Origin of the sequence: Sinorhizobium fredii (assembly GCF_002944405.1) — a bacterium.
GTDB classification, from domain to species: Bacteria; Pseudomonadota; Alphaproteobacteria; order Rhizobiales; family Rhizobiaceae; genus Sinorhizobium; species Sinorhizobium fredii_C.
Genome location: NZ_CP024307.1, coordinates 3,577,543 through 3,590,000, shown reverse-complemented (window position 1 = coordinate 3,590,000; position 12,458 = coordinate 3,577,543). Strand labels below are relative to the sequence as shown.

The 12,458-nt window shown below is 60.0% G+C and carries 11 protein-coding genes, 1 tRNA gene and 2 rRNA genes (1 of these 14 running past the window's edge); 5 read left to right on the top strand and 9 right to left on the bottom strand.

The window, feature by feature from the left end:
* The 3 genes from NXT3_RS17610 to NXT3_RS17600 form a co-directional block, all read left to right on the top strand.
* Positions 1-861: ribosomal RNA gene (locus NXT3_RS17610) — 23S ribosomal RNA — on the top strand; it begins 1,937 nt to the left of the window's first position.
* Between the two features lie 233 nt (positions 862-1,094).
* Positions 1,095-1,209: ribosomal RNA gene (rrf, locus tag NXT3_RS17605) — 5S ribosomal RNA — on the top strand.
* Between the two features lie 88 nt (positions 1,210-1,297).
* Positions 1,298-1,374, top strand: a tRNA-Met gene (locus NXT3_RS17600).
* Between the two features lie 446 nt (positions 1,375-1,820).
* On the opposite strand, the gene NXT3_RS17595 is transcribed toward NXT3_RS17600, so the two are convergent.
* The 5 genes from NXT3_RS17595 to NXT3_RS17575 form a co-directional block, all read right to left on the bottom strand.
* Positions 1,821-2,828, bottom strand: a complete 1,008-nt coding sequence (locus NXT3_RS17595; protein ID WP_104839775.1) for a recombinase family protein — start codon at positions 2,826-2,828, stop codon at positions 1,821-1,823.
* Positions 2,829-3,017: 189 nt separating this feature from the next.
* On the bottom strand, positions 3,018-3,377 hold the full coding sequence (locus NXT3_RS17590; protein ID WP_104839774.1) for a hypothetical protein: 360 nt from the start codon (positions 3,375-3,377) through the stop codon (positions 3,018-3,020).
* Positions 3,378-3,555: 178 nt separating this feature from the next.
* Positions 3,556-4,323 (bottom strand): hypothetical protein, encoded by a 768-nt coding sequence (locus NXT3_RS17585; RefSeq protein WP_097527699.1) that lies wholly within the window; start codon positions 4,321-4,323, stop codon positions 3,556-3,558.
* A gap of 638 nt (positions 4,324-4,961) precedes the next feature.
* Positions 4,962-5,144, bottom strand: coding sequence for a hypothetical protein (locus tag NXT3_RS17580; protein WP_104839773.1), 183 nt, complete (start codon positions 5,142-5,144; stop codon positions 4,962-4,964).
* Positions 5,145-5,146: 2 nt separating this feature from the next.
* Positions 5,147-6,478, bottom strand: coding sequence for an AAA family ATPase (locus NXT3_RS17575; protein WP_158665349.1), 1,332 nt, complete (start codon positions 6,476-6,478; stop codon positions 5,147-5,149).
* 439 nt (positions 6,479-6,917) lie between these two features.
* On the opposite strand from NXT3_RS17575, the gene NXT3_RS17565 reads away from it, so the two are divergent.
* Both NXT3_RS17565 and NXT3_RS17560 read left to right on the top strand, forming a co-directional pair.
* Positions 6,918-7,172 (top strand): type II toxin-antitoxin system Phd/YefM family antitoxin, encoded by a 255-nt coding sequence (locus NXT3_RS17565; protein ID WP_104839770.1) that lies wholly within the window; start codon positions 6,918-6,920, stop codon positions 7,170-7,172.
* Positions 7,169-7,591, top strand: coding sequence for a type II toxin-antitoxin system VapC family toxin (locus tag NXT3_RS17560; RefSeq protein ID WP_097540558.1), 423 nt, complete (start codon positions 7,169-7,171; stop codon positions 7,589-7,591). The genes NXT3_RS17565 and NXT3_RS17560 overlap by 4 nt, the downstream gene beginning before the upstream one ends.
* 202 nt (positions 7,592-7,793) lie before the next feature.
* Here NXT3_RS17560 and NXT3_RS17555 read toward each other — a convergent pair whose 3' ends face one another.
* The 4 genes from NXT3_RS17555 to NXT3_RS17540 are packed head-to-tail and all read right to left on the bottom strand — an operon-like array spanning position 7,794 to position 12,435.
* Positions 7,794-8,705, bottom strand: a complete 912-nt coding sequence (locus NXT3_RS17555) for an ABC transporter permease (protein WP_097527714.1) — start codon at positions 8,703-8,705, stop codon at positions 7,794-7,796.
* Positions 8,702-9,802, bottom strand: a complete 1,101-nt coding sequence (locus NXT3_RS17550) for an ABC transporter permease (RefSeq protein WP_104839769.1) — start codon at positions 9,800-9,802, stop codon at positions 8,702-8,704. The genes NXT3_RS17555 and NXT3_RS17550 overlap by 4 nt, the downstream gene beginning before the upstream one ends.
* A complete protein-coding gene (locus NXT3_RS17545; protein ID WP_097540555.1) occupies positions 9,799-11,334 on the bottom strand; it encodes an ABC transporter ATP-binding protein in 1,536 nt (511 codons plus the stop codon). Before NXT3_RS17545 ends, NXT3_RS17550 begins: the two co-directional genes overlap by 4 nt.
* Before the next feature lie 3 nt (positions 11,335-11,337).
* Positions 11,338-12,435 (bottom strand): BMP family ABC transporter substrate-binding protein, encoded by a 1,098-nt coding sequence (locus NXT3_RS17540; protein ID WP_176536700.1) that lies wholly within the window; start codon positions 12,433-12,435, stop codon positions 11,338-11,340.
* Positions 12,436-12,458 lie beyond the last annotated feature (23 nt).

The window sequence follows — 12,458 nt, the reverse complement described above, 5'->3', positions numbered from 1 at the left end:
GTGAAGATGCGGGGTTCCTGCGGTCAGACGGAAAGACCCCGTGCACCTTTACTATAGCTTTACACTGGCATTCGTGTCGGCATGTGTAGGATAGGTGGTAGGCTTTGAAGCAGGGACGCCAGTTCCTGTGGAGCCATCCTTGAAATACCACCCTTATCGTCATGGATGTCTAACCGCGGTCCGTCATCCGGATCCGGGACAGTGTATGGTGGGTAGTTTGACTGGGGCGGTCGCCTCCGAAAGAGTAACGGAGGCGCGCGATGGTGGGCTCAGAGCGGTCGGAAATCGCTCGTCGAGTGCAATGGCATAAGCCCGCCTGACTGCGAGACTGACAAGTCGAGCAGAGACGAAAGTCGGTCATAGTGATCCGGTGGTCCCGCGTGGAAGGGCCATCGCTCAACGGATAAAAGGTACGCCGGGGATAACAGGCTGATGACCCCCAAGAGTCCATATCGACGGGGTTGTTTGGCACCTCGATGTCGGCTCATCGCATCCTGGGGCTGGAGCAGGTCCCAAGGGTTTGGCTGTTCGCCAATTAAAGCGGTACGTGAGCTGGGTTCAGAACGTCGTGAGACAGTTCGGTCCCTATCTGCCGTGGGTGTAGGAATATTGACAGGATCTGTCCCTAGTACGAGAGGACCGGGATGGACATATCTCTGGTGGACCTGTTGTCCTGCCAAGGGCATAGCAGGGTAGCTATATATGGAAGGGATAACCGCTGAAGGCATCTAAGCGGGAAACCCACCTGAAAACGAGTATTCCCTCGAGAACCGTGGAAGACGACCACGTTGATAGGCCGGGTGTGGAAGTGCGGCAACGCATGAAGCTTACCGGTACTAATCGTTCGATCGGCTTGATCGTTCTTGTTGCCTATGCTCATCAAACGAAGTTTGATGATGCTATCTCTGTCCTCACGCTGTCGCGATCGGAAGATCGCTTCGCTGCGGACGGCGCGCGCCACAAGGCGCGACGCGCTCTGCGCTTGCGGCATTCGGCCGGGGCGGCAGACAAAAGACGTGTTCAAAAAAAGAGGCGAAAGCCTCACCAGCTTCTCACAATTGCTCCCTCCGGGAGCAAAACTTGCGCTTTGCCGACCTGGTGGTTCTGGCGGGGTGGCTGCACCCGTTCCCATTCCGAACACGGCCGTGAAACGCCCCAGCGCCGATGGTACTTCGTCTTAAGACGCGGGAGAGTAGGTCGCTGCCAGGTCTGCAAAGCGCAAGTCAAAAACATCTTCTCGCACACACGCGGCCCCTCCCAAGACCGGGCCAACACAACTCGGAATTCGACGACTTGACGCGGGGTGGAGCAGCCCGGTAGCTCGTCAGGCTCATAACCTGAAGGCCGCAGGTTCAAATCCTGCCCCCGCAACCACTGAGACTTGTAATAGCAGCCGTTCCTTCTCCCGCTCGGCCAGCAAGGCCTCGCAGCGGCGAAGGAATTTTGTTTTGTCGGCCAGCGACTTGAACGCGCCCGACGAACGCATGCGGACGTACTCCGCAGATTGCTGATCCCGCAGTTCCCGTGAGACATCACGCCAGGCGTCCTGGGCGGCCAGGATGGCTGCGAGGCGGCCATGGATGGTAAGCTCCGCCGATTTGCCGTCCGCCGATGGTGCGATCACCACTTTCTGGATAAGTTGGCGGGCCAGAGATATCCAGCTCTCCTCGACACCGTTCTCCCGCGTTGACAGCATGGTCCTGACTGCCGCAATCGCACTTCTGAGCAGGCCGCCATTGAGCGCCTGCGTCGCAGTAGGGGAGTTAGTAGGTGGAGCAGTAGCCAACTGCTTTGATAGCGTCAGGCGTTGCTGTTCCAAGTCATCCAGCATCTGATCGAGGGCGGGGATGGCAGCGTGCCCGGCCATCAATACCGCTCAGCAAGTATTGCGGCCGGTGGCCTCTGTTCAGGCGGTTTGTGGTCGTCCGGGAAAAGCTCTGTTCGACCTCCATCTGCCGCTTCTTGACGGCGGTCCAGAGGGCATCGGAGACAATCCGCAGATCGGGCTGTTCAGTGACGATCCATTCATCGCGGGAGTTAGGACGCGCTACACGCTTCTCGGTATCTGGGTTCTTGCGGTATTCGCGCCGGTTCCAGACGACACGGCCAATATACAGTTCATTGTTCAAAATGCCGCTGCCACGGCTGACATGTCCACGGATCGCAGTATCACGCCACTTCGCTCCCCGTGGTCCGGGCACGGGGGGGACGCGACTGTTGAGTTCTATGGCCAGCTCCTTCGGCGAGCGGCCTTTGGCATATTCCTCGAAAATCCAGCGGATGATCCGGGCTTCGGCTTCGTCGATCTCGCGCAGACCCGGAATGCGGTCTCCGCGTTCATCATAGGCCTGCTTGACACGATAACCATAGGCAATCCCGCCGGCAGCCTTGCCCTTCTGGACCGTCGTTCTCATACCTTCCCGGGTGCGGTAGCGCCCTTGTTCAACCATTTCCTGGCTAAGCACTGCGCCGATGTTCATCTCGATGTCGGAAATGCGGGCATTGGCTCTCGCGGTCCAAAGCTCGACATCGTGATAGCTCAGCTTCTTGCCGATCTGCGCGCTGTGGGCGACGTCACGCGAGAGACGATCCGTCGACAGGCATAGCACGATGTCGATTCCGCCATGTTCAACGCGCCGTAGCAGTTGCTGGATGCCGGGCCGCCGCTTGTAGCTCGTGCCGCTGACGGCGCTATCTTGATATGTCTCTACGAGGTGCCAGCCGTGCTGATCGATGGTCGCCTGGCAGCGTTCGATCTGTGTCTCGATCGACTGCTCATCCTGGCGATCGGTCGAATAGCGTGCGTAAACAATGACGTTTTTGCTCATGTAGCCCCCTGATCACCCGGTACCTAGGGAGAAGACCGGGTGGATACAAGCGACAGGTCTTACGGCGGGTTCAAATACCGTCGCGTCGCGCCGATTCCATCGCAAACCCCGTTATATGAAGTAATGGGGGGAGCGATGGACTTTCCGTGAGAACGCCGTTTGGTCCCTGAGACAGGATCAAGAGGCCCCCTACATCGCAATATCGGCCACACCGCCTGCGACACGATTGCCTGAAAATAGATGTGGCTTTCGGCGGAAATCCCAGTTGCCTTCGACATACCTGTCGATGAGATCGCCCAGGACCCGGTCTGAGGCCGCTGGATCAAATCCCTGCTCAACCAGCTTCTCGAGTGTAGCTTCCTCGACCTTATTCATCCGAGCCGGATTGCCTTCCCGCTCGGCGAGTTTCGCAGTGTTGACAATCAACCACTGCAACGCGATCCGGGCGATATCGTCGCGGCCGGGGCGGCGCAGTTGCTTCTGCTGGTCGCGATATTCCTGCTGCCGCGCTCTCTGTTCTCGCAGCCGTGTCGCTCTGGATTTAGCCATCACCGCTCCCCGCAAACGCCGTTCGACCGAGAATCGAAAGTATCGTTCGTTGAATCGGTGACTGTCGGTGTCGAGGCGGGCAATATTGCGTGGAGCACGGCAAACAAACGCGTCGACGCATGGCCACTGACGGGGCCCGCTGCACACCTATTGATGTCGAAAGCTGGAATGGTCTTCGTCACGGCCATTCAATCCCGTCCAAATGGCGTACAACGGCGATCTCAGCAAATCCCTGACGGAGGGCCTTGCTCATCCAATCGCAAGCTTCAGTCTCCGAAAAGCGACCAGGCTCATACGGCACGAAGAAGCTTCGACGATACCTCGCCTGCTGGACTGACATCCAGTAGAAGCCCTCAAACCAAACAGTGTTGTCTTCATTACGTAGATCTGATCGTATGAACGCTGCGGTAGCATCCCGGGTTATCGTCTGAATCGCTTTGGCCATATCTTTTGTGACGGAGACGACGAAGCGCGGAATGCGCCCGTAGTCCTCGTCGAAAATTTGCATCTGATACGGATAGTCGAGGATGCATCCGCGATCGTTGAACACCAGTGTTCTGTAGATGTCGATGTAACCGGCAAGGTCCGGATGGGGCTGCACCAATTTGCCCAGAAGTCGCATCGAACACGCATCGAAGCGGCTCAAGGTCCTTCTCGCGAGGCTCCGTAGCTCGGCCTCATGTTCCTTGCACTGCGCGGAAACCCATTCGCGGTTAAACGGTTGATCGGTCCGAGCATCGACCTTTATGTCCGTCGGCGTGAGGGTCACGGTGACGTCCGTGCCGACAGGCACCGGCTGGCTGACGTAAATGACGGCCTTGTCACCTATAAGCGGCAGGATACGGTCGAACGAGGCTGAATGGTTGGGCGCATCGATGTGCGCCTGGTCGCGCAATTGATGTATGGAATTAAATGTCGACGAATTGAAGTCGCGGCTCAGTTCCATGGCGTGACCTCCATGCCGACCGAAAGATAGAGATTGGCAATTCTCTTCGACAAGGCACACGGAGTCTTATGCACGCACGCAGGCGTGACGGTGTTCAAGTTATTGTTCATGCTGGGGAAATTTGCGTTGATACTGATACTAGGCTGCGGCCAGTCCTTAAACCTGTCAAGCGAAAAAAGCCGCCGACAGGCTCGGTAGATCAGGAGCTGGCCTGCATACCCGACATCCAAATGATCGGATTCGAGCCTCCCCGAACGCCTATGTGACAATCCACATTGGCCACCAACAGCTCACGACCACCATAACGGAGTGGCTCTGCGGACAAACGCCGTCTCGCTCTGAATCGATGATATCGAGACGGGAATCCACAGCGTTGCGTACGGCGTTTGAATGTGAATCCTCGCCGAGGGGAATTGAATCGGAAAAGTCAGAATTTGAATCGACGGTGTGCAACGTATTTTGACTTGAGATAAGTCATCATGACCTATCCTACCGGAAAACTGACGTGTCGCGCATTCGAATGAGCATACTTCAATGGCAAGGCGCATCGGAATAAATTCGACCGTATTGCAGGTGACAGATTGTCTGAGTGAATGTTGACACCCCGGACAGTTCGGTCGGGGTGTCAAGCTGTCGGCTCAGTGATGTCTGGCAGCGATCGTTGAGCGGACTGCACCGAGATGGGTTCGGCGTTGCAGTTCGGCTTCGATCGCTGAAACCCGCTCCGGCGTCAGTCTGCCGGTAGCGATCAGTTCCTCGGTCAACCGGTCGATCAACAGCCGCTCCTCCGCCAGGATCGAGCTGGCGCGCTGCAGTTCCATCTTCAACACGTGATCGATGCGAACGCAAAGCTGCGGATCGGTCGCAAGCGCTCAAGATCTTCGTCACCGGTCGATTTGCTGAAACGCAGCGTCTCGCCCATGCCGAATTGTGTCTCGGCGAGCGTTGCCAATCGTGTCGCCATCGCAAGATCAGACTGATCACTCCCTCCTGCACCGTCACTGGTCGTTCCGAGTATCAGTTGCTCTGCGGCGATGCCTCCGAGGCAGACAGCAATTTGATCGAGGTAAAACTTCCGGTCGCGGCGTTGGAAGGACGGCAGCTCGAAGATTGCCTGCCCCCCTGTCGATATCGACCGACCGGCCAGGACACGATCCGCAAGCTCCGTGCCGAGAAATTTGCCGTGGCCGAGACACAGCCCAACGATAATATGCCCGACCTCGTGGATAGCGTTGGCGCGCAGGTACGTCTCATCGAGTCGAACAAGTTCTGGCAGAGCAGCGGCGACATCGCCAACCATGATCTCTCGTCCGGCCCGACGTGCCATGCGCCTGGCGTCACGAACGGCCTTTGCGAGATCCGCTCCGGCCATACCGGCGGTACAGCTGGCGAGAGTGGAAAGGTCCTCGACTGATATGGATTGGTTCAGTTGTTGGTGAAGGATCGCGACCCGATCCTGCGCACTGGGCAGGGGGATCTCGACATGCTTGTCGAGCCGCCCTGACCTGACGATCGCCGGATCGATGCGCTCCAGATTGTTGGTGGCACCGACGACGACAACGCCCTCTCGTCCGTCGATACCATCAAGGCATTCGAGGAACGCGTTAATGACCTGGACTGAATAGTCACGATGATCATGCGTGAAGCTATCGCGATCGCCGAAACTATCCAGTTCATCGACGAAGAGGATTGTCGGCGCATGTTCCTTTGCGCGCGCGAAATCCCGGCGCATGGCTTTGAGCAGATCGCCGAGGTGACCGCATGCCTGCCACAGTCCGAGTGAGGCCGCGACAAGGTGCGCGTTGCACTCCTTCGCCAGTGCCTTGGCGAATACCGTCTTGCCGACGCCTGGGGGACCGGAAAGAACGATGCCACGATCGACTTCTGACCATGGCAGTTCGCCTTCCGCCCATGCCCGAAGATCTCTTGCCAAGTCGACACCCCATCGCTTGGCCGCGCCGTAGCCGAACATCTCGCTCAATGGCGGTATCTCAGGTTCGGATCTCGTTTTGGGCTTTTGGCAGGCGGCCCTCTCAAGGCGCTGCAGGACATCGCGAGCCTGGCGGCCCTGTCGCAGTGTCGGCCAGACCAGCTCCAGTGGATGAGCGAGGACCCGTGTTGCCTCATCCAGACTCATCTCGACTTTGTTGATCATTCGCGAAGCGGCCTGCAGGTCGCGCGGTGAGATTTGGGGCAGGTCGAGGATCCTGTCGGCGGCAAGCCGCAATGGATGTGGAATGACGGCCTGGCTTTCCGCAAAGCCAAGGAGGCGCTGTTTCTACTGATACTGCTCGGCAAAGTCAGACAGGATCACACTTTCCTTACGCTCGGCCAAGATTGAAAAGTAGTCGATGTTGTTACGATCATAAGGTTCATGACCGCCGTGGAGGGCATCGATCCGGCAAGCCTTGTTGCTGTGATGTTCACTCTTTGGGCCACGAAGATCGCATAATGTATCAATGGGAACCTGGGCGTGTGCAGTACCGGATAGGACAGGAGCCGCGCCATTCAACACGGTGGATCGGGATCGAAGGCCGCTTGTTATTTATGCCCCTCATGCTATATGCAGGTAAATACCTACATGGAGGCGTGCCGTGAACATCACGACCCTTTCCAGCCGAGAGCTAAACCATGACGTCAGCAGCGCTAAGAAGGCAGCAAAAAACGGTCCGGTTATCATCACCGATCGCGGCAAGCCTTCCCATGTCCTAATGACCTATGACGAATTCGAGCGCTTGAGCGGCAAGCACCGCAGCCTCGTTGACGCGCTCTCCATGCCCGGCCTGTCGGCGATCGAGTTCGAGCCGCACCGCATCGAAATCAGACCCCGGGATGTGGACTTCTCTTGAGGTACCTACTGGATACCAATGTAGTGTCCGAACTGCGCAAGATCGGTGACGGCAAAGCCGATGCCAACGTGGTAGCATGGATCGGAGCGGAAGATGCGGCGCGCTTCTTCCTTTCGGCGATCACGATTCTTGAATTGGAGCGCGGTGTACTCGGCGTGCAGCGCCGGGACGCCTCCCAGGGTGCCCGGCTGCGCTCTTGGCTCGATGGCCATGTGCGCCCGGAATTCGCAGGCCGCATTCTGCCGATCGACGATGCAGTTGCGACACGTTGCGCGCACCTGCACATCCCCGACCGGCGCAACGAGGCCGATGCGCTGATTGCCGCGACCGCTCTGGTCCACGACATGACCGTGGTGACACGCAACACCAAGGATTTCGAAGGCACTGGCGTCGTTTTGGTCGATCCCTGGCAGAGCTGACGGTATCGCTCGTGCTCGGGTTCGAGGCCCATCGGTCTTGAGCACAGCTGGGCGGCAATTCTGTGGGGGTGTCGGGGGTCAGTGTAAGCTCGACTAAATTGGGCGATCGACTGACATTCCCGCCGTCTATTGCGTCCGATTGCAGGGTCGCCTTTTCGATTCTCCTCAAGGGCGAGATTTTGCGTGGCACACCCGTGTTATACTAACGTTCGAAGGGTTCGCCGAGCGAGGCGACGCCGTTCAGCTTCAGCAGGCGGCGATCTGCCGAAATAATGCCGAGCACGAGGATGGTGACGAGGTAGGGCAGGCTCGCCAGCAGTTGTGACGGAACGTCCAGTCCGGACGCCTGGGCTGCGAGACCCATCAGCGATACGGCGCCGAAGAGGCATGCGCCGAGGAAGATCCGGCCGGTGAGCCACGTTCCGAACACGACGAGCGCGATCGCGATCCAGCCACGCCCGGCGATCATCCCGTCGGCCCAAAGCGGTGTGTAAACCACCGCCGCGTAGGCGCCAGCAAAGCCTGCCATCGTCCCGCCAAATGCAACAGCGGCGAAGCGGACGGTGATCACCGAATAGCCGATGGCGTGGGCGGCCTTGGGGTTCTCGCCGATGGCCCGGACGACGAGACCGATCTTGGTATAGGCAAACGTCGCCCATATGGCGAAGGTTGCTGCAAGGGAAAGCCATACGACTACGTCCTGGATGAAGAGGCCGCCGACTAGCGGAATTTCGGAAAGCCATGGAAGTCCAAGCTTTGGAAGCCCCTTGACCGTGAGGCTCTCATAGGACTTGCCGAAAAGCGCCGAGAGACCTTGGCCGAGGATGCCTATGGCAAGGCCCGTGGCCACTTGGTTCGCCCGAAATCCGAGCGCGATGACGGCAAAAACAAGGGAAAGGACGGCGCTGCCGAGGCCGGCGGCGATGAAACCCAGAAAATGTCCCCCGCCATGATGGACGATGACGAAGGCGAGCACAGCGCCAAACGCCATCAAGCCCTCCACGCCGAGGTTGAGGACCCCGGCTCGCTCGACCACCAGCTCCCCGAGCGCCGCCAGCAGAAACGGCGTCGCAGCCGCGAGCATGCCGGCAAGAATGAACTCGATGGCGTTCATGGTTGGCTCCGGTAGGCGGCACGGCGCCATTCGAGACGGTACCGCACGAAGGCGACGGCGACGAGGTAGGCGAGAAGAAGGCTGCCCTGAAAGACGCGCACTGCGGCGATCGGCAGGTTTGCCGATACCATGGCATTGTCCCCCCCGATATAGAGGACCGCCATGCACAGCGCCGAGACAACGATGCCGATCGGATGCAGGCCGCCGAGATAGGCGACGATAATGGCCGCATAGCCATAACCGGTCGAAATCGAGCGCTGCAACTGGCCGAGGGGACCGGCGACCTCGGCTGCGCCAGCGAGGCCGGCGGCGCATCCGCCGATGAGAAGGGAAAGCCAGATCGCCCATCCTTCGTTGAAGCCGGCGTAACTGGCGGCACGGGGCGCCAAGCCTCCGACCTGGAGCTTGTAGCCGATGAAACTCTTCTGCATCAAGATCCATGCCGCGATCGATAAGGCGATTGTCAGGAGCAGTGAGACGTTGACGCGCGTACCGGGGATCAGGATCGGCACCATCGCGTCATACTGGAACATCACCGACTGGGGGAAGTTGAAGCCGTTGGGATCCTTCCAGGGGCCGAGGAGCAGGTAATTGAGGAACTGCGCGGCAACGAGGGTCAGCATCAGGGAAACGAGTATTTCGTTCGCATTGAGCTTGACGCGCCAGAAGGCGGTAACCGAAGCCCATAGGGCGCCACCGAGAGCGCCAAGGAGAAGCATGACGGGCCAGACCCACTGACCTGTTGCTTGCGGAAACCATACGGGGATGGCGGAGGCGAATATCGCGCCCAGAATGAACTGGCCCTCGGCACCGATGTTGAAGACTTTCGCGCGAAAGCCGATCGCAAGGCCCTGTGCGATGAGGAGGAGGGGACCTGTCTTCAACAGCACTTCCGAGAACGAGGCCCAGGAGAGGAAGGGCTCGAGAAGCATGGCATAGGCGACTGCCACGGGATCGCGGCCCATCAGCACGTAGAGCCCGAGATTGACAACGGTCGCCGCGGCGAGCGCGACCGGAGGCGCAATGAGGGTAGCGGCAAGCGAGCCGCGCTCCCGGCGGACAAGGACTGGAAGGAAGGCCGCGGAGAAAGCGCTCATGCCAAGGCCTTTCGGTCTGCAGTTTGGGATGCAGCGTGTGCTCCCATCATATATCGGCCGATCTCCTCGGGTCGCGTGGCCTGCGTGACGAGTGGCGGGCTAAGCCGGCCGTGGTGCAGCACCTGGATGGAATCGCAAAGTTCGAAAAGCTCCTCGAGCTCCTCGGAAATGACCAGGATTGCCAGGCCTTCGTTGCGCAGCGTGATGAGCCGCCTGCGGATGGCGGATGCGGCCCCGATGTCGACACCCCAGGTCGGCTGCGCCACGAACAGCAGTTTCGGAGAGAGCATGATCTCGCGGCCAACGATGAACTTCTGCAGATTGCCCCCTGAAAGCGCGCCGGCTTCTGCTTCCGGGCCGGGCGTGCGGACATCGTATTGGCGGATGCACGCCTGGGTGAACGCCGTCGCCTTCGCCTTGTTGACGAGACCGCGCCTGAGAAGGTTGAGCGGATGCGCGGTCAGCAAGCTGTTCATGACGAGCGACATTTCCGGTACGGCGCCGCGTCCGAGCCGGTCTTCGGGAACGAACGCAAATCCCAACAGCCGACGGGCAGCCGCATGGAGCGTGCCTACGTCCTTGCCCATCATGTAGATCCGGTCGCGCTGTTCTCGCGGCAGCACCGCCTCACCGGAGATCAGCGCGGCAAGCTCGCTTTGCCCGTTGCCCGAAATCCCGGCTATTCCGAGGATTTCACCGGCACGCACCGTCAGGCTGATATCGGTGAGCGGCACGGCAAAGGGGTCGTCCGGCCGATAGTCCAGGCCGATGATTTCGAGGCACTTTTCGCCGCCAGACTGGGGCAGCGCCTCCATCGGTTCCGGCATGTCGCGGCCGATCATCATCCGTGCAAGGTCATGCGCATCGTGTTCGCGCGGGTCCACATCTCCGGTGACGCGCCCGCCGCGCAGGATGGTCGCCCTATCGCAGATCGCCCGAATTTCCTCCAGCTTGTGGGAGATGTACAGGATGGAAACGCCGCCGTCCCGCAGGCGACGCAAGGTGTCGAAGAGCTTGTCCACCGCTTGCGGCGGCAGGACGGAGGTCGGTTCGTCGAGGATCAGCAGCTTCGGATTGGTCATCAGGCATCGGATGATCTCCACCCGCTGCCGCTCGCCGACGGAAAGCGTATGCACATGGGCAAGCGCGTCGACCTCGAGGCCGAAGTCGCGTCCGAACGTCCGGATGCGTTGCACGAGATCGGCTTTCCGGCCCGGCACGACCAGCCGGATATTCTCCACGACGGTCAGGGTCTCGAAGAGCGAGAAGTGCTGGAAGACCATGCCGATCCCCTGGCGCCTCGCCTCCGCAGGGGAGGCAAGGCTCAAAGGCTCTCCGGCCCAGACGACGGTACCGCCGTCTGGCTGCTCGACGCCGGAGATCAGCTTCATCAGCGTCGATTTCCCCGCCCCGTTCTCGCCGAGGATCGCGTGGACCGACTGCGGGGCCACATCCAGATCGATATCCTGGTTGGCTCTAATCTGTCCGTAGCTTTTGGAAATGCCGCGGAGCGACAGCAAGGGCGCGGTCATGGCTCACTTTGGCAGAGGGGTGGCGACGCCCTTGACGTGCCAGTCCATCGCGACGATTTCGCCATCCGTGAGCGTTGCACCGGCGGCCACCCCTTGGTTGCCGGCGGCCTTGGTGATCGGCCCGATAAAGGGTGAGAAGCTGGCATCGGCAATCTTCGCCTCGATCGCCTTGATCTTGGTCATGACGTCGGCCGGGATATCCGGGTTCCAGTCGACGACCTCAACGACCGCGTCGGATACGCCGAGGAAGGCGTTGGCGCCCTTGAACGTGCCGGCGACATGGGCGTCGACCGAGGCCTTAAAGAAGGGCGACCAATCCGTCGCCACGCAGCCGAGATAGGTCTTGGGCGCGTATTTCTTCATCGACGAGTTGAGATTGAACGCATAGACGCCGGCCTCCTCGCAGGCCGAGATAACGGACGGCGTGTCCTGTGCGTTGGAGAAGATCACGTCGCATTTCTGCGCCATCAAAGCCTTGGCGGCCTCCTGCTCCTTGGCCGGATCGAACCACGAGTTCACCCATACGACCGACACCTCGACATCGGGGTTCACGGCTTGCGCGCCGAGCGTGAAGGCGTTGATGGAGGTGATCAGCTCCGGGATGGCGAAGGCGGAGACCGAGCCCAGCTTGCCGGTCTTGGAAAGCGCAGCGGCAGCCATGCCGAGCAGGTAGGTCCCCTGAAAATACTTGGCCGCGAAGGGCGAGAAGTTCGGAGCCACCTGGAAGCCGGACGCGTGCAGCACGGTGACGGCCGGATTGCGGCGAGCGATCTGCAGGGCGCCGTTCTGGTAGCCGAAGGAGCCGGCGATCAGGAAGTTGTTCCCGTCGGAGACCGTCTTGTTCATGATACGGTCGGCATCGGGACCTTCCGGGATGTTCTCGATGACGGTGACCTTCACCTTGTCTCCGTAGGCGGCCTTGACCGGCTCGAGGCCCGCGGCAAGAGCATGACCCCAGCCGACGTCGCCGACCGGCGAGGGGATCACGAGGGTGATTCCGAGCGGCTCTTCGGCGGCCATGGCGGCCCGACCGCCAAGCATGCCTGTGAGACCGGCGGCGGCAACGCCCTTCATCAGTGTTCTGCGAGTTACATTGTTCAGCATGTCAGTTCCCCTGTTTTGAA